Source organism: Facilibium subflavum, assembly GCF_003574485.1.
Classification (GTDB): Bacteria; Pseudomonadota; Gammaproteobacteria; order Francisellales; family Francisellaceae; genus Facilibium; species Facilibium subflavum.
This window is the reverse complement of sequence record NZ_QLIT01000049.1, coordinates 22412-41387: the sequence shown is the minus strand read 5'-3', so window position 1 is coordinate 41387 and position 18976 is coordinate 22412. Positions and strand designations below refer to the sequence as shown.

Here is an 18976-nt window from a genome sequence, read left to right as displayed (position 1 = left end):
CATATTGGTGAAGCAATGGGGATTGGGGTGAAATTGTATCGGTTTTTTGTATATTTACTGGCGAGCTTGTTAATTACAAATGCACTTGCTGTGTCCAGGTTTTATTTGGGTGATGGTAAAAGTGCCATTATGCTTTTGGGTCATGATACTTATGCTTACTCAGGTTATGGTCAAAGGCAAACATCGTTGCGTATTGATAGGGAAAAAAGAGGTAATGCGCTTGTTTTTGGTTATGATAAGGAGTATCTAGATCCTTTAACTTTGCAGATTTATTTGCGGGCACGTGATTATAATGTTTTTCTATCACGCTTTAATGTCAGAGACAGTAAGACGAATGAATGGAATAAGTATAACTTTGCCAATGCAAACCCTGTTTTAAACATTGATCCAAGCGGGCATAAGGCTTTAAAAAAATGGGCTAAAGGTCTTATAATTACGGGTGCTACATTGGCTGCTTTAGCGTTTATGGGTATATCTTTTGGACTCGAATATTACTACTTTGGTAAGAGCCTTTATAGAGAAGCAGAAGATTTAAAGCTTTCTCTGGTAAATGTTTCAGAAAGACTACAAGGGACAGAACAAATAGAGGTAGAACAACAATATTACGCACAAGGAGGGTTATATGAAAGGCTAGCACGTTATAAAAGAGTGAGTAATAGGGTGGGTATTGTGAAAATAATAACTTCTGCACTTGGATTTGGAATTACTGGCACAACAGTTGGGCTTAATCTAACTAAAACACATGATATGCTAAGTGCTGAATTTTTATTAAGTTCTATAGGGTTGTCCTCCAGCCTTGGATCAATTGCGTTTTTGTACTATGTCGGTTGCAGAGATATTCCTATGATGCTTAGGGTTTATGGTGCTTTAAATATGTTAAGCGCGCCACTACTTGCTTCAACCTTGATTAAACGTTATAGCGAGGATGGCACAAGTTAAAACTTAATTGTATAACGCCTATAAAGCTGTTTTGTGAATTATTGGACAATAGTTAGATTTAAATATCTACATCCAATAATTATTTGTTGTAACAACAATTGATATATTAAAAGAGGAGTTTATATCTATGAAAAAACTATCGGCAATTTTATTGTCATCCGTGTGTCTACCGTTTTCTGCACAGGCTTCAACACGTCACTTGGAATATATACATAACTATCTGGCAGTACCTATTAAAATAGGTCATGGTCCTGCTTGTACGTATAAAGATGTGAATAATTTTGATTTTGGCAGTAATCGGACGCCTTTAGATGATATACAACCAAACACATCAGGCTATACTTGGGGAGATTCAGAAAGTGATATGCCTGATTTCTCTGTAAATCATAGTGGAAGTGGCTCAAAAGAGATTGTCTGTCCTGTTAGTATTGCAATGGGAGATAAGGTTGACTATAAACGTTTCCAGTTTGGGAAAATTGCTTTTGATATGATTGATGGCGATCATTTAGATGTTGGTTATGCTAATAAAGATGATTCACTAGGATTTTACCTTGCGGATGAGAAAAAAATGTCTGGTGGGCATAACAATGGTCATTTTCTTATTAACAAGGTAAATGCTGAGGTTTATCACTTCTATGTATGTGTTTATGAGCCAAATGGTTCTATGGGAGATGAAAACTACTCAGTAACGGTTAACTCTAGTAGTGGTTTCTCTGACAAATTTACGCGCGAAGAATACACCCCGATAATTAAAAGTAACCAAACAGTATCTAATTTTGTGCACTTTTATGCAGGTGATAGTAAAACGATTGCATGTACGCCAACTTTGGGAAGTTTTGCAACAGGTAGTGACGCTTACAATGGAAATGTGAAATTAACAGTCACCATAAAAGACCTCTTAGATGGTTCTGCATACGCGGTTGATGTTGGAGAGCTTAAAATGGCAAGTCCACCAAGTGATGGCACCCCAAGAGATGGTTCTGTCAATTATGTTGATACGGGAACGCCAAAATTTGGTGTTATTAGTAGTGAATCAGATCCAACAGAGTGGACCATTAGTGGATACAATGCAGGGATGAGCAATCAGTCAAGTATTGACTGTCCTTCAGGGTTCTGCCCAAGTGGTTCCCCAATGGGTGATAATGATATTTACTTGATGTTTGAGCGTCCAGGGAGTTAGCTTCAAGAATATATTATTTGCTTTGTTAACAATCAAAACCAACGGGGAAATAAATGAAAAAAAAGCAATACAAGCGCAACTCTGTCTTGCTAGCACTTACCTTGATTGGGTTGTGTAACAGCACAATACTTATGGCACAAGAGAGGGCTTTGACAACGCCAGTAAGCACTGGTGATGCCAAATACTATGTAGCTGGAATAAAAGGTGTGAAACTGCTATTATCGCCATCTGGCCAGTATCAAAGTGTTAGTTATTTGGCTTTTGGGAAAGATAAATCTTCTGGGAGTCAGTTACAAGGGAAAACGGGCGATTTTTTATACAACGGTGAATATCAAGACGCTGCTACGCATTTACAGTATTTAAAGTCGCGGAATTACAATCTACAAACACTGCAACGTTTTCAAACGCGTGACACTAAAGTTAATGAATGGAATAAATATAGTTATACACTGGGAGATCCAAATGACTTTAGTGATCCAAGTGGCCATAGCTTTGGACTTTATGATGGCGTTAATATCGCTTTTGGGCTTGGTACCGCGAAATCAATTTATGGCACAGTTCGAGGTTTGCTTACATTGAGTGTAACAGGCCTTGGAGTATTTGGCCTGGTAATGGATGCAACAGCTTTAGCTGCTATTGGTTTAAGTGAATATGCAGAACATAGCAAAAATGACCCCTACTCAAATGCACAAGCAGCATCACTGGCTGCTAATATTCTATTTGGTGTGAATATGGTAGGTCACCTGTCCGATAGAATTGCATTTAGGCCAAGACTAACAACAGATGGTCAACAAATATATCGAAAATCATGGTTGTTTGGTAATAAGACGAAGATAGGGGATATACTTGGTCTGGATGAAGAAGAGTATGAATATAAATATGACAAATTTGGTCAGGTAGATGAAGGTAATCTAAATGAAGATGTGCAGGAGGATGAGGCTAAAGAAGAGGTAGATAATTCACCACCGAAAAATGATGATCAAGCGGATGAGCAATGGCGGGAGAATTTATTAACACAAATGATTAGCGGATTCGAGAGAAATCTAGGAAAATTTAGCTTGAAATCTACTGAATATGGAGAGTGGATTACTCAGGAAGATAGCATGAGAATGACGGTAAAAACGCAATATGTTGGTGGTAATACTCAATATGAGAATTTTAAGTTCACGAAAAAATACGTTCTACGTGTGGTTAAGGAAAACGGTGATTGGACGAGCTATTTAACAGAATCATACAGCACGTGATGTTTGGCAAATTTTTAAACGAGGGTAGTGATATGAGAAATAAAAAAATTAAGCTATTATATATAGCTATATTAGCGACATTTAGTGTTAATATGGCTAGTGCAGCATCCACAAAAGTGGAGCAAAATGCCAGCACAAGCCAAGAGAAATCAGCCTATAAAGGTTCTGAAGCAGATAAGAAATCAATTAACTTTTTATCCGAGTCAGTTAACCCAGCGACAAGAACTTTTAATATGTCTTTGCCTATTGTTACCTTGCAAGGCTATATTTCGCAAACAATTAATATCAGCTTTAATGCTTATAGTCAAAATGGAATGTTAGGTCTGCCAGATGGTTGGCAATATAATATTGATTATATTGTCCCTGGGAAATCAGTCACTATAGATGGCAATGCCTATAGCATGGACTTTAACTGGTCTGATAATGAGAATTATAAGTCGGGTTTGCGATATATGAATCAACATGGGATAAAGTTTTCTGAAGGAAATACTAACCAGAAATTGCCTGATTTTGTTAACAATGACTTGCGTACTTATCGCTATATATTAGCATTGCCTGATGGTTCAAAAGAATATTTTGATGCAACAGGGAAACTTTTAATTAAAGCAGATCGCTTTAATAATTATATTTCTTTTTACTATACAAATCCACAAATTGGTGTCACTGGTAACAGGCTTGATTATATTATTGATTCTTTAGGACAGAAGTATCAGTTTGATTATAAATCTAATGCTATTATGCTGACATTAGTAGACAGCCAGGGCGTAATGCATAGGCAAACACTAAATTATTCACCAGATATGGGCTCAGGTTCTTATCTGACTAGTTACGTTGATGCGCTTGGAAAGATAACATCGCTTGACTATCAAACCATAAATAATATCAGGATGGTGAGTAAAATAGATTACCCAACGGGGCTAGAAACCCAAATTAGTTACGAGAACTTGCCATACTATGTGCTGAATAACGCAACTCATCAAAAAGTACGTCAATATTTAAACGTTGTTCAATCATTAAAGCATGTTGATGCAAATACGAAAAAGCTTATCTATGCTCAGTATTATGAGGGGGTGAGTGATCGAAATTATACAGGTTATCCAAGCTATGCATTAAGCAGCAATGGAAATGATAATTTAATGGACAGTAACAGCAGCAGTTTCAGTTATGGTGTGTTGTCTTATCAATCAGGAAATAACCCAGTAACAGGCCAGTTAGAAAAGCACCAGGTTCGTGTGCTTTATGATGCAATGAGCCGACCAAAAGAGTCAGACATCTATCTTGCCTCTGATACACAAAATCCAATAAGCAAAACGCTTTATACTTACCCTGACACAAAAAACTATCATGCCAGAACAGTAAATTATTCTCAGCCTATAGAAACGGACCATTATTTAAAACTAAGTGCAAATAATACTTACCGCTTAATGGCAAAAGAAATTAATAGTTATGATGATTATGGCAATAAAATTTCTGTAGAAAATTATGAGTATGATCCTTTATCAAAATCACTTGTTCAGGTGGAAAAATCAACAACAAACTATGATTATCATTATAATTTGCCAGTTAAAACGGTAACACAAAGCTACAACCCATTAACTAATAGTTATGATGTTAAGGAAGTTGATAATAGCCTGTCTTCAGATAATAAAAATATTGTTCAACAAGCCACATATTACAACAGCGCCCCATGGAAATTAGAGCGTATGAGCTATGATAGCCACGGACTTGAGAGTTCTACAGTCCTTAGTTGGCTTGGAGATGTGAAGCATAATGGTATTAAAAGTGTTACTACCAAAACGAATTATAGTTTTGATCCAGAGACTAAAAAGCTTACTGTTCTTACTACTGATGCCAATGGTGGTGTTAGTAAGAAAGTGATGGACAGTATAACAGGAGTAACGCTCAGTGAAACAACTGCTATGGGCTATACGACTAACTACACTTACGATCAGGATGGCAGAGAGGTTTCACAAAAGCTGCCAGATGGAAGTATAATTAAAACAGAGTATCTTGATAATCTCAATGATGCCAACACTGTAATTCGCACAACGCCAATGGGGTATAAATCAAAAACAGTTTATGATGTTTCTGGGCGAGAAGTGGCTGATTATGCAACAACCGATCCAGATGATAGTAGTAAATATGTTTTACAAGGCACTAAAGCTTATGATGCATTTGGTAATGAAGTGAAAGATACTGATAAGTTTGGTAATGTTACGACTACACAATATAATAGTTTGAAGTTGCCAATTGCTAAGACTGATCAAAATAATAATAAAACAACAATCAGCTATGATTATGCTAACTTATCTGCATCAAGTGCGGTCAATGGTGATTTGACGACACGGGTTTTATATAATTTTGAGCAAAAACCACTTATTAGCATCCATTATCCAGATCCAAATAATGTCAGGGGAAATGATTATGCATTAGCGCAACAAAACCTTTATGATGGTGCAGGAAACACGGTTAAGACTATCAATTACCAGGTTAGTACAGCAGCGTTACCCGTGGCACTCGGGGACAGTAAGAAAGTTCTAAATGTGCAAGAAACAAGTTACGATGCAGATGGCAAGGTTAGTTTAGCCAAGATGCAGCAAGATGGTGTAACAGAAAGTATTAGCTTTGAAAGAGACTTATCTGGTCATTCCATGCTGGCTACAAAAGATATCGACAATGGAGGAAACCGTTATAGCACGCAAAGAGATAAATTTGCTTATGACGCGATGGGAAGCTTAATCAGTGATACTGATTTTGGGACAGTTACTGAAAGTGATGGCAGCTCTCATGCTGGCGTGATTAAATTTGCCTATGATAAAGATGGCAATATGATTGCTAAAACTAGGCGTGATGGGACCGTAATTCATGATGTATATGATAATGTTGGTAATAAGGTAAAAGAGTATTGGCAAGATAAAATGGGCAAAACCCATACGATTACCTATCAATATGACCAAGATGCTAATTTAATTCAAAGCACACTTGATGGTGCTGTTATGAAAATGAGTTATGATTTAGCTGGTAACCAAACCTCAAAGAGCTACCCAGATGGAAAAGTAAGTACCACCCATTATAATGCACAAGGTTTGATTACCTCACTTACTGATGTTAATGGCCAAACAACTAACTTTGTATACGATAAACAAGGCCGCTTAACGCAAGCTTCAGCAGGGGATAACAAGGTGACTTATTCATATGGCGATGATGATAATGGTATTCACGGCGCTGCCGTAACAAAAACAGTAGTAGGTCAGTATGTAGAGAAAACGCATATTGATGGATTAGGCAATGCTGTTGAGCTAGTGCGTACAACTCCTGATGGTAGCAGTTTACTTGATATTACACGTAGGTTTAATGCGCTTGGTATGTTAACGGAAATTACCAGCACCTCTGGGCTTTCTCCGAATGATCTAAATTTGAACCAAATTAAAGACTATACCTATGATGGGTTAAATCAGTTAACAAAAGAAGCGACCTATGCCAATACATCAACCTCAGGCAACAAACAGGCACTGATTACCTCAACGACCTACAGTTATGATGGCAATGGTAATATTTTAACTAAGGATGAAGACGGTAATATTACCACCTATAAATATAATAATATGGATCAATTACTAAGTATGGTGAATAATGGTAAAACATATAATTTCACTTATAACGTTAATGGTGATGAGATAAATGATGGCAATGGCACACAGTATCAATATAATGAGTTAAGCCAATTGATTGGTGTTCAGAAAGATCAACAGAATATGAAAGTGGCTTATAGTTATTACCCAGATGGGCTAAGAGCAACTCGCCAAGTAGATGAGAGTAATCAGAATCCATTAGAAAATACCTACTATTATAGAGATAGTGATATTAGTGCTATTGATGATGATAATGATAAAAATAAAAATATAAGTTATCTGATGATAGGGAAGGATAGAATTGCTGCGTTATCTAATACATAAAATATGCCTTACACTCAGGGGGGAGTGTATGCTAGGCCTGATTTTACATCAGACTTTTTGACAAAATTAGGCTTAGTATTGGTTGGACAGTGTATTAAAACCAGATCGTGTTTTGCATGTTTTATCCCGTGTGAACTATGAATGGAAAGTAGAGCAAATAATGATGTTAGATTATTTGATGTTTTTGCCCATGAAACGGGCATTTGTCTTAACAAATTAATAAATATGGGGAAAAAATTGAGAATAATAATTTATGCCTTAACGTTGGGAGCGACTATTAGTAGTGCTATAGCGCATAACTCAAGCTTGTGCTTATATAATGCAACACAGCAGAGCATACATGTAAACTGGGGGGGGAGTACAGTAGAAATTGCATCGCTATCAAGTTACTGTAAGGATAATATATCTACAGATAAAAAGGAGACGTTGAATATACTTTCTCCATACAAGGGGATAATAGAAGTAGATCAAAGCCAAAGCAATCACAAAAAAAGGTTAACCAGTCTTGTCCTACCTGAATCAAATGGAGTGCTTATGTATGATCAGGAGTCTGGTAATTATACGAATAGCTACACTATTTACCAGACTGCTAAACCATTGATTCTATCAATGAGTAATTGGATGTCTAAACTTTCTAATACATTGATGCTAAATCAAATTGTTATACCAGGCGCTCATGATGCAGGAATGAGTGAAACAAGAAACTGCACTTTTTTTGTTAAACCAAGTTGGACAAAAGCGCAGCGTTTAAACATATACGACCAAGCTGCGGCTGGGGTGCGCTATTTTGATATACGTGTTGATTATGATCATGGAAAATTAACAACTTTTCATAGAGATAGCATGGGTGATGGTTGCTCAGGGGAATCATTAAAAGATGTACTAGATCAGGCCATTCAGTTTTTACATGATTACCCAAGTGAGTTCTTAATCTTAAAATTTTCACATACAAGAAGCAATGAAGGACATAATGCGGCTGACATTGATACAAAAGTTGTGAATTTACTTAAAGCCAAGCCATACGACAACTATCTATATAAACCAGTAGTGTCAGAAAATCTGGCCTATACTGATATTAGCAAACTACGTGGGAAATTAGTCGCTGTATTTAAACATACGGACGATAAGCATAATCGTGGTTTTGATGATAAAGGTTATGCTAAGTATATTAACTTTGCTTTAGGTATTTTGCCTTATCAAGATTCTGAAAGCAATATTCAAGGTATTGATATTAGTGATAACTATGCAGACAAAGCTGATTATGATGAAATGCTAGCGGATCAAATAAAAAAGTGGAAGCAGTTTGCAAGCTTAGGATTGCCTTATCAGTTTTTACTGTCGTTTACTTTAACAGGTGAAGCTGGAAAAGCTGACATTGAGCAACTTGCAAACACAGCAGATGCACATTTACCAGGTGTATTATATCAGATGATAGAAAATGAAAGTTATAATAAGCCGAATATTATTTACTATGATTTTGTTGATGCGAAGCTATCACAAAGTATTGTTCAATATAATTTTTTATAACCTATATCATTATAAATTGCTGTTGCTTTTAATTCTTGGTATGTAAAATTAAGGATAAGTACTATGCTCTTGAACAAAAAGATATTTTTAGCTGTAAATATAATATTATGTATTTTATTTTCTATTGATCTATATGCTGAACAGGTAAGCTATTTCTTTACTAAAGGTAAGAGCAATAGTATGGTAATAAACTACTCTAATAACCATCTTCAAACAGTTGAAAGCCAGGACTATACTCCGTATGGTATGGTAAAAAATAGACCAATGAATAGCGTGGGGTTAAATTTTAATTACAACCAAGAGTATCAAGATAATAAAACAAGCCTAATCTACATGCGCTCACGTTCATACAACCCGGCTCAAGAGAGATTTGTTGAGCGTGATGGAAAACTCAATGAGTTTAATAAATACGCATTTGTAAATGCCAATCCAGTTAACTATGAGGATCCATTAGGGCGTGCTTCGATAAATAGCACTATCTTAGCAGGAGGTATTGGAATCGATGCTTTTATTTTAGCTAGCTTATTTAAAGCTATTCATACGCCTGTGACAGATAAGATTTCCATCGGGTTTCAAGTTATTTCAACACTAAGTATTGGCGCTTTATCCGTCGCTAGCGATGGGGGTGAAGAGACAGGTGACGCTCTCTATAATGACCTTGGGATGAGAAATATTTTTGGCATTTTTACGTCGACAACGCTTGCATCCAATGCAGTGCAAATTGCGACGGATAAGAGTTATAGAAGTAGTCGTGGTATATTATCTATGGGGTTGTCTGATATTGCCTCACTTGCTGGGACTATCGGTTTTATTAAGCCTGGTCAAGCGGCATTTTTTGGGGCAGTCGACAATGGTATCGAAGGTGCTGCTAATGAAGTGCTAAATGATCCTGACGGTATTAGCACTCAATCTGTTATTGCAGGCATATTATCAGGTAGTATATCTGGCTATATAGGAGGATATCTTTATGGGAATATAATCTCTCCGATGTTAGCAAATTCTGCAGTAAATGCTATAGGATATTTAAAATCAATGGGGCTATTTGCTGCAAGAGGTGCTTTAATGGAGGCAAGCAGAACGCTTTCTTATAATTTGTTGACTTCGGGGCAGGTAAATCCTGGTCGTCTAGGAAATAATATCGCTGTTGGCGCAGCAGGAACGGCGCTTGAAGGTCCTGGTGTATTGATGATGCAAACAGACAACCCTTTAAATGGCTATATTGTATTTAATATAGGTGCAAGTGTTTTTCAGCTAGGTATCCCATGGGTGGAAAGTGTTATAAATAAGGATCAAAATTAGGCATATTGCAGCTTTGACAGGATAGAAACATTATGAGATTGTATATTGAATTGATTTTTTTACTACTGCTTATGCTTGTAGCACAAGGTTATGCACAAGCAGCAAGCAGTATATATTATTTTTCTGATGGCAAAAGTAATATTGCAGTAGAGCACTTAAGCAAAAAAGATATTAAGGGGATGAATTACAACGCCTATGGCAAGGCGTATGCTAAGCATACTTTTTTTGGTTATAATCAGGAGTATTGGGACAATTTTAGCTTGTCAGTTTACTTAAGGGCACGTAGTTATAAGCCAGATACTCAGCACTTTCTTTCTCGTGATAGCTTTCCGGTATGGAATAAATATAATTTTGCTAATGCAAACCCTGTTTTAAACATTGATCCAAGTGGACATATATCAGCTTTGCAGACATATAACTTAATAGGGAACGGTGCTATGTTTGTACTTCTTCCCGTACATGCTTCTTTGAATATTCCTGAATTTCTTTTTTCCCTGCAGGCGTTTTCCAGTGTATCCGGCATATTGACAGGGGCGCTTCAAATTACAGATTCAGATACAAAGGCCTTTACCATTACATCTTTAGGCGCCAATACAGCAGCTACTGCTGCATTTCTATTGGGCCTTTACAAACAACACGTTCTCATCTCTAAAAGGTTTTTGCTGTGGGTAAATAGAAAAGACCCTGAGCTAAGATATAATCCTGGGTTGAGAAGCCATATACTATATAGTGATCGAGTATCTGCTGGTATTTTCAAGACAAAACGTCGTTTTATTCAGTTATTTGATGCTCAAAGACTCGAAAATTTTGATGCTCAAAGACTCGAAAATTTTGATGCTCAAAGACTCGAAAATTTTGAGATTCTAAGACCCGAAAATTTTGAGGCTCTAAGAGTCCAATATAAACTAATTCTAGAAGATAAAATACAACAAAATACAGCATTAGCCGAGCAACAGCTTATTCCGCAGATCCTAGAAATGATAGGAGAAGGTAGGCAGGTACAGTTAGAAAAATCTATGGAAGAAATATCTAGAGGTTTTTTCAAACATACGTTAAATCATCTAGGTGTTTTATCGGATGAGCCAACAGGTCCGGTGTTTGGTGAGATATTAGAATTTTTAGAAATGGAAACATTATGAGATTGTATATTGAATTGATTTTTTTACTACTGCTTATGCTTGTAGCACAAGGTTATGCACAAGCAGCAAGCAGTATATATTATTTTTCTGATGGCAAAAGTAATATTGCAGTAGAGCATTTAAGCAAAAAAGGTATTAAGGGGATGAATTACAACGCCTATGGCAAGGCGTATGATAAGCATACTTTTTTTGGTTATAATCAGGAGTATTGGGATAATTTTAGCTTGTCAGTTTACTTAAGGGCGCGTAGTTATAAGCCAGATACTCAGCACTTTCTTTCTCGTGATAGCTTTCCGGTATGGAATAAATATAATTTTGCTAATGCAAACCCTGTTTTAAACATTGATCCAAGTGGACATATGAGTGCAGTGGTAAAATGGAGTATTATAGGTGGAGCGATTGTAGGAGCTACGCTTGCAGGGTTTGCCGCTCTAAGGTATCGTCCTGCCTCTTATCAGGAGACAGTCAAAGAGATGCTTACCATAGAAGATGATAAAGGGACACTACATGATGCCTTAGAGCAGTATAAAAAAGACGTCAAGAGAATGTCAAGTCGTCAATATCAAAGAGTTAATGATCAAAATCTTGAGGGTATTTCAGATAAGGAGATGGCGTTTGTCAACCAAGGGATGGCACGGGTAACTTGGGTTTTAGCAGAGCAAAAATCTGATCATCTTCTCATTGATGCTTCAATGCTATATGACGGTGAAAAAGCATATGCTATTTTTTCTTTTATGAGTGATGATGGCAAAATGATAGGAGGTGAGATAGAATCACTCAGTTCCGAGTTAGGGGATAGCAGATTTGAAGGAATATCTATTAAAGAAAAAATAAGGTTTCTCAAGAAAGTTGCAAGAAAACGTAAGATAGGGTTTTCAGAAATGGAATTGCTTGATGCCAACGGAGAGAAGGATCAAAGTCAGTCTGCTTATATCCGTTTTTCATATACACTCAAGGTGTCTATTGTTGATTATTCGCGAAGTCAATTAGGATATTACTGGGGAAAATTTGCGAACTTCTGGCGTTAATCAATTAATTGTTTATTTAACCATGTAAATTTTCATCGAAAATCAAATTAGTGCTTGACAGTTTTTGAAAAGCTCTCTACAATGCACCGAGTTTCTGGCGATTACTAAGTAAAAGCTTTAAAACATTATTTTGTTTTACTTTGCGTCCCCATCGTCTAGAGGCCTAGGACATCGCCCTTTCACGGCGGTAACAGGGGTTCGAATCCCCTTGGGGACGCCAAGATTCAAAGGCCGCAGTCTGCGGCCTTTTTTATTTTTCTTAAGTATCGTACTGGTTGTTTTAGGTTTATGGTATACTGGCAAGATCAATTTTTGTAGATAATTTTAAGTAGGATAAACCTTCATGCTGACGAATAAGAAAGTCATTATTTTGCTGATGGATTCCTTTGGTATCGGTGAGGCAGAAGATGCTGCAGATTTTGGCGATCAAGGCGCTGATACTTTAGGGCATATTGTGGATTATAAGGCAAAAACAAAGCATAAGCTGTTGTTGCCAAATTTGGCTAAAAGAGGTCTGCAAAAAGCGGCTGAGCTAAGCCGTGGTCGTGCTTTAAATGAAAATCTAGCCGATGAAGAAATCAATATTGATGCGCAATATGGTTATTGTGTGGAACAAAGCCTTGGTAAGGATACACCAAGTGGGCATTGGGAAATTGCTGGGGTTCCGGTTGATTTCCATTGGCATTATTTCGATAACAAGGATGATGCTGGTTCAGTATTTCCATCCTCATTTCTCACAGAGTGGGTGAAGCGATCTGGTTTGTCTCAAGGGTATTTAGATGCAGGTCATGCCTCAGGCACAGAAGTTTTAAAAGAGCTGGGTGTTGAGCATTGTCTCACTGAAAAACCAATTATTTATACCTCTGCAGATAGTGTTTTCCAGGTGGCTGCACATGAAGAATACTTTGGCTTAACGCGTTTGTATGAAATATGCCAGATTGCCAGGGAACTGCTAGATGAGATGGGGTTGGTTGTTGGACGTGTTATTGCTCGGCCATTTGTTGGCGAATCAGCAAACCAATACACTCGCACAGGTAATCGCCGTGATTATTCTGTATTACCGCCACATAAAACCTTGCTGGATAAAATAAAATCCCAAGGTGGTGAGGTGGTCTCCATCGGTAAAATTGCTGATATCTATGCCGATCAAGGGATTACGCAAAAAATCAAGGCAACCGGTATTGATAAGCTTTTTGATGCGACGATTGACGCCTATAAAAAAGCAAAGCCTAATACGCTTATCTTTACAAATTTTGTTGATTTTGATTCAAGTTTCGGACATCGCCGTGATGTTAAAGGCTATGCCGAGGCTTTAGCCTATTTTGACTCGCGCTTGCCTGAATTAGATCATGTTTTGGATGATGATACGATTGTTATCATTACTGCTGATCATGGCTGTGACCCAACCTGGGAAGGAACGGATCATACACGTGAGCATATTCCGTTTTTACTTTGGGGGAAGGGGATTAAAACAAACGCATTTGGTAGGTGTGATACTTTTGCCGATATTGGGCAGACGATTGCTGATTATATGGGGATATCCCCTTTATCGTATGGGCGATCTGTTTTTAAAGAGGTAACATCGGCATGATATTTGATAAAAGCCTTATCGTCTCGCTAATGGATTTAACTTCATTAAATGATACCGACACAAATCAGACGATTACAACGCTTATCGATAAGGTGAAAACGCCTTTTGGGCCAGTGGCAGCTATTTGTGTTTATCCGCAATTTATTGCTTATGCCAGGCAGCATTTATCTAAAGATATAAAGCTTGCAACTGTGGTGAATTTTCCATTTGCTGATCATACACATGAAGAAGTTTTAATGCAGACCAGGCAAGCGATTAATGATGGTGCTGATGAAATTGATCTTGTAATCCCTTATCAAGATTACTTGAAAAAGGGACAATCACAAGATGCATGTACTTTAATTAAGCTGTGCAAGCAGGTTTGTGGTAATAGGAAGCTTAAAGTCATTATTGAATCAGGGAGTCTGTTAAAATCAGCGCTTATTGAAAAGGCAAGCTGTGATGCCATCGCTAATGGTGCGGATTTTGTAAAAACTTCAACGGGGAAAGTGCCAACAGGCGCAACAATAAAAGCGGCACGCGTAATACTTAATGTGATAAAGGATTCAGGCAGAGATGTTGGTTTTAAGGCTTCAGGTGGCATTAAAACGCAAGCGCAGGCTACTGAATATTTAACTTTGGCCAAAGAAATCTGTGGTGAGAGTTTTATCAATCCAGAAACTTTTCGTTTTGGTGTCAGCGGCCTTTTGGATAATTTATGTAGTGATGTAATAACAAAAAGTGTGTACTGACATGGCAAAATTTATCGCAATTGAAGGCTTAGAGGGTGCAGGTAAGAGTACGGCAATACAAATAATCAAAACATATCTTACAGATAAAGTGGCAGATGTAGTGTATACACGCGAGCCAGGCGGTACTTTTTTAGCTGAGAAAATTCGCCGAATTCTAATCACCCCATACAAAGAAGAAGCACTTTGTGCTGAAGCAGAGCTTTTGCTGATGTATGCCTCAAGAATGCAGCATGTCAACACACTGATAAAACCTGCGCTTTTGCAAGGAAAATGGGTGGTCAGTGATCGATTTAACTGGTCAAGCCTTTCCTATCAAGGTGGTGGGCGAGATTTGCCCTTTGAGCAGGTCAAACAGTTAAATGATTTACTGTTGGGTGAATTTACACCTGATCTAACCATATATTTGGATATCCCGCCTGAAATTGGTTTAAAGCGAGCACGTCAGCGTAATACGTTAGATCGTATTGAGCAAGAAGAACTCAGTTTTTTTGAACGCGCTCGTGATATTTTTCTCTCATTAACAAAGAATACATCCACAGCATTTTTAATTGATGCATCACAGCCACTTGATAAAGTGAAAAAAGATATAGAGGGGGTTTTAGGTAACTGCTTTCACAAATAAGCCAAGTGCGAAACAACACCTTTATCTAATATAAAGTGGTGATGACAATTACAGGTTGCTTACTCAGGTGCGATCCTCATTAATTTGAGTAAGGTACTTTTCAAGTAGTTGATAGTTTGTGCTCTTGTAGGATAGGTCTGTAAATACAGAGAGTTTAGTGCCTTCCTTATTTTCCCCTTGATGATTAATACAAAAGTTATACGACCAGTAACCATTGTAGCCATTGGAGATTGTTAAGCCCCAGCTGGTATCACCGATGAGGATGTAGTCCCCATTATTTTTTTGATAGAATATAGGGCCTCCGCTATCACCATGATCGGTTGGTTGTGCAGAGCAAGTAGCAAACATATTAGATTGATCATAAAGACTTGTAGCAGAGCCAAGGTAAACCTGATAGTTTGATTGCTTATATAGCCAGTTAACACCATTATTAACCGTTGCTAAAGCATTACTATCACTTGTTGGAATTACATGGCCGTACTGAAGGTTACTTTTGTAATTATACCCATCCTTATTTAAGTCAATACCATAACCTGTTGTTAGTAATTTATTCTGGTCGGTAACAATGCTATTACGATAGAGGGTGGATGGTGCCAATTTAATAGTAGGAACATCTTGTTTGGTGTTGTCAATTTGAAGGACTGAGAAGTCATGGCTTTTACCATCATAATCAGTAAAGACCTTAGTTACTTTATATTTAGACTTTCCATTGGAGCTGATGATAGTATAAACACTAGGGTCCAGTTTTGCATTGTATTAAAGTCAATGGCACAGTGCCCTGCTGTGATAATTGCATTATATTGAATCATTGTCCCTGTACACAAACTACCATTAAATAATACTTTTACAACACTGTTATACGGTGCAATTTCAACATTACTGACCAGTTGACCATTGTCAATAAAAGCAACAGGGGAAGTCGCAGTAGTTAATAAGCTTGGCGATGCGGCATATAGTGCTGCACTTGATCCTGTTACACCTAAAAAAATAGCTGAAATTATTTTTTTCACTTGATTTTCTCCTGTTTTTGATGATGTTAAGTCATTGAAGTAATCTTCATTTCTGTGGTAAAGTTTTTTTAAGTAAAAGTACTATGCCGTTTCGCACCGAGCGTTTGGAGGTTGTGCTGTATGCGTGTGCTTAGAAAAATACCGCAACCTACAGCAATGGCCACTAATACCCAAGAGGCAATAAACATAATCTTTAATATTGTTTTTCTCATCATTTCCTCCTGTATGCTCACCAGTGCAACAAAGCAATAATTTGACTTGTATATAATCAATATAAGGATTGTTTGTTTCATTAATATTTCATTAATGTAACTTTTTGTAACAATATAAGCGTGTTGAAGTACGTGTTAAAGGGAAATGTTTTATCTACTGGGGTGATTGATATTTTTCTTATTGTGAAAAAACAAATAGTCATGCATTAATTTGCACACAATCAAGGCATTTTTTGTTAAAATGCCTGTGCAATTAAGCAAAGAGTAAAAAATTATGTGTGGTGTTGTCGGTATTATTGGTGAAGATTTCGTAAATCAGAAATTATTTGATGCATTAACGATGTTACAGCATCGTGGCCAGGATGCTGCAGGTATTTTAACCTGTGATGGTTATCATATGTCATTAAGAAAAGCCAAGGGGCTGGTGGTTGAGGCAATCCGTACAAGACATATGGAGCGCTTATCAGGAAACCTGGGTATTGCCCATGTACGCTACCCTACAGCAGGATCAGACAGTGAATTTGAAGCACAGCCTTTTTATGTAAACTCACCTTATGGTATCGCATTGGTACATAATGGTAATCTGGTCAACACGGATATAATCAAAAAAGATCTTGTAGAAAAAGACTACCGCCATATTAATACGACATCAGATTCGGAGTTATTACTTAATGTGCTAGCTGCTGAAATGCATAAAGCACAAGTATCCTTAAAAGATTTTTCTGTTGAAATTTTCTTTGATGCGATGACAAATTTATATCAGCGTTGTATTGGTGGTTATGCTGTTGTAGGTGTTATTGCGGGTGTTGGGCTTTTTGCCTTTCGTGATCCTAACGGTATTCGCCCATTAGTGATTGGTCAAAAAACGATTGCAGGTAAAGTTGAGTATATGATTGCCTCTGAAAGTGTCGCCTTAGATTGCGATGGTTATGAGGTTATGGGTGATATTGGTGCTGGAGAAGCTATTTTTATTGGTCTTGATGGTGTTTTGCACCGACAGGTTTGTGCACCGAATGCCGTGTTGACACCTTGTATTTTTGAGTATGTTTATTTAGCAAGACCGGATTCTGTGATTGATGGGGCTTCTGTTTATGCAACACGCTTAGAGATGGGGCGTAAGGTTGCAAAGAAAATCCTGCAAAGCTTGCCTGATCATGATATTGATGTCGTCATTCCAGTGCCTGATTCTGGTCGACATGCAGCTTTGCCTGTCTCACGCGTTCTAAATGTGCCTTATCGTGAAGGGTTTGTTAAAAACCGTTATGTTGGCCGGACATTTATTATGCCTGATCAGCAACAGCGCACCAAATCTATCCGAAAGAAGCTTAATACGATCGATCATGAATTTGCTGGGAAACATGTTTTGCTTGTTGATGATTCAATTGTCAGAGGAAACACTTCTAAACAAATCGTGCAAATGGCAAGAAATGCAGGTGCTAGAAAAGTTTCAATTGTATCAACAGCGCCACCCATCCGTTACCCAAATGTTTATGGTATTGATATGCCAACCCATGGGGAGCTTGTTGCTTATGGCCGGCACAATCAGGAAATTGCAGATTGGATTGGTGTGGATCACTTATTTTATCAAACACTAGATGACTTAATTGCATCAGTAAGTTCTCAAGCAGCAGGCTTAACGCAATTTGATACATCTGTTTTTGACGGGCAATACGTTACAGGGGAAATCAGTGAGGCCTATTTTGCCGCTTTACAACAAACACGCCATGACGGTGTGCGATCTACAGTTAAAAAGCAAGGCAATGTTGACCTGCATAACCAGGAGTAAGCAGTTCAATGTATTATGATTACCAGACTATAGAATCTTTTTTACCCTGTAAAACGCCACAAGCCTGGATTGATAAAGCATTGCTAAATCAGGAGGTTTTACTTTTAGATCATGCCCATTGTGAGAAAAAAGCCGCCTCTGCTGCAATAAGTTTTATGTATAAAAAGGCAACGGAATATCCTGATTTATTGCTACGAATGTCTAAGATTGCACGTGAAGAGCTGGTGCACTTTGAGCAAGTTTTGACAATTCTTAAAAAGCGTAACATCGCTTACCGGTTACTAAGTGAGTCTCGTTATGCGAAAGCATTGCGTCAACATATGCGCACCTGTGAACAAGGAAGGCTTGTTGATACGTTAATCATTGGCGCTTTTATTGAAGCACGTTCTTGTGAGCGTTTTGGTGCGATTGCCCCATTTTTAGATGATGAGCTGTGTAAGTTTTACCAAGGGTTACTGGCATCGGAAAAACGCCATTTTACCCTTTACCTGGACTTTGCAAGAAAATATTCATCACAGGATATCGCTATACATATTGCGCGATTTGCAGAAGTAGAACAAGACTTGATTGAAAGCCCAGATAAGCAGTTTCGTTTTCATAGCGGCATTTAGCGCTGTATATGTTGGCATAAGCGTCTTAATCTTCTGTTTTTAACTGGGAGAATTACCCCCCAAGATAAAAAACTTCCACAATTGATGCACTTTGTTACAAT

The 18976-nt window shown here is 37.6% G+C and carries 16 protein-coding genes and 1 tRNA gene; 14 read left to right on the top strand and 3 right to left on the bottom strand.

Annotated elements, in window-relative coordinates; translation table 11 throughout:
- The 12 genes from DNK84_RS04255 to tmk all read left to right on the top strand — a co-directional run.
- The coding region (locus tag DNK84_RS04255) for an RHS repeat-associated core domain-containing protein (protein ID WP_208123252.1) at positions 1–939 on the top strand (939 nt) is incomplete at its 5' end.
- Positions 940–1066: 127 nt separating this feature from the next.
- Positions 1067–2119 (top strand): hypothetical protein, encoded by a 1053-nt coding sequence (locus tag DNK84_RS04250; RefSeq protein WP_119343329.1) that lies wholly within the window; start codon positions 1067–1069, stop codon positions 2117–2119.
- 53 nt (positions 2120–2172) lie between these two features.
- Positions 2173–3363, top strand: a complete 1191-nt coding sequence (locus DNK84_RS04245; RefSeq protein WP_119343328.1) for an RHS repeat-associated core domain-containing protein — start codon at positions 2173–2175, stop codon at positions 3361–3363.
- A 32-nt stretch (positions 3364–3395) separates the two neighbouring features.
- Positions 3396–7319, top strand: coding sequence for an RHS repeat domain-containing protein (locus tag DNK84_RS04240; protein WP_162902210.1), 3924 nt, complete (start codon positions 3396–3398; stop codon positions 7317–7319).
- A 237-nt stretch (positions 7320–7556) separates the two neighbouring features.
- Positions 7557–8846: a PI-PLC domain-containing protein gene (locus DNK84_RS04235; RefSeq protein ID WP_162902209.1), complete on the top strand. Its 1290-nt coding sequence runs from the start codon at positions 7557–7559 to the stop codon at positions 8844–8846.
- Between the two features lie 63 nt (positions 8847–8909).
- A complete protein-coding gene (locus DNK84_RS04230) occupies positions 8910–10145 on the top strand; it encodes an RHS repeat domain-containing protein (protein WP_119343325.1) in 1236 nt (411 codons plus the stop codon).
- Between the two features lie 32 nt (positions 10146–10177).
- Positions 10178–11284, top strand: coding sequence for an RHS repeat-associated core domain-containing protein (locus DNK84_RS04225; protein ID WP_119343324.1), 1107 nt, complete (start codon positions 10178–10180; stop codon positions 11282–11284).
- Positions 11281–12312, top strand: coding sequence for an RHS repeat-associated core domain-containing protein (locus DNK84_RS04220; protein ID WP_119343323.1), 1032 nt, complete (start codon positions 11281–11283; stop codon positions 12310–12312). The genes DNK84_RS04225 and DNK84_RS04220 overlap by 4 nt, the downstream gene beginning before the upstream one ends.
- 144 nt (positions 12313–12456) lie before the next feature.
- Positions 12457–12532, top strand: a tRNA-Glu gene (locus DNK84_RS04215).
- Positions 12533–12655: 123 nt separating this feature from the next.
- Positions 12656–13903, top strand: a complete 1248-nt coding sequence (locus DNK84_RS04210) for a phosphopentomutase (protein ID WP_119343322.1) — start codon at positions 12656–12658, stop codon at positions 13901–13903.
- Positions 13900–14634, top strand: a complete 735-nt coding sequence (gene deoC, locus DNK84_RS04205) for a deoxyribose-phosphate aldolase (protein ID WP_119343321.1) — start codon at positions 13900–13902, stop codon at positions 14632–14634. Before DNK84_RS04210 ends, deoC begins: the two co-directional genes overlap by 4 nt.
- A 1-nt stretch (position 14635) precedes the next feature.
- On the top strand, positions 14636–15256 hold the full coding sequence (tmk, locus tag DNK84_RS04200) for a dTMP kinase (protein ID WP_119343320.1): 621 nt from the start codon (positions 14636–14638) through the stop codon (positions 15254–15256).
- 63 nt (positions 15257–15319) lie between these two features.
- On the opposite strand, the gene DNK84_RS04195 is transcribed toward tmk, so the two are convergent.
- The 3 genes from DNK84_RS04195 to DNK84_RS14215 form a co-directional block, all read right to left on the bottom strand.
- Positions 15320–15976 carry a trypsin-like serine protease gene (locus tag DNK84_RS04195; RefSeq protein WP_268876884.1) on the bottom strand — a complete coding sequence of 219 codons (657 nt, stop codon included), beginning with the start codon at positions 15974–15976 and terminating at the stop codon, positions 15320–15322.
- Positions 15943–16266 carry a trypsin-like serine protease gene (locus DNK84_RS14895; RefSeq protein ID WP_119343318.1) on the bottom strand — a complete coding sequence of 108 codons (324 nt, stop codon included), beginning with the start codon at positions 16264–16266 and terminating at the stop codon, positions 15943–15945. Before DNK84_RS14895 ends, DNK84_RS04195 begins: the two co-directional genes overlap by 34 nt.
- A gap of 68 nt (positions 16267–16334) precedes the next feature.
- On the bottom strand, positions 16335–16478 hold the full coding sequence (locus DNK84_RS14215; protein WP_162902208.1) for a hypothetical protein: 144 nt from the start codon (positions 16476–16478) through the stop codon (positions 16335–16337).
- A gap of 274 nt (positions 16479–16752) precedes the next feature.
- On the opposite strand from DNK84_RS14215, the gene purF reads away from it, so the two are divergent.
- Together purF and miaE are read left to right on the top strand one after the other, a co-directional pair.
- Complete coding sequence (gene purF / locus DNK84_RS04180) at positions 16753–18264, top strand: amidophosphoribosyltransferase (RefSeq protein ID WP_119343316.1); 1512 nt, start codon at positions 16753–16755, stop codon at positions 18262–18264.
- A gap of 8 nt (positions 18265–18272) precedes the next feature.
- Positions 18273–18875, top strand: coding sequence for a MiaE family protein (gene miaE, locus DNK84_RS04175; RefSeq protein WP_119343315.1), 603 nt, complete (start codon positions 18273–18275; stop codon positions 18873–18875).
- Positions 18876–18976: the final 101 nt, after the last annotated feature.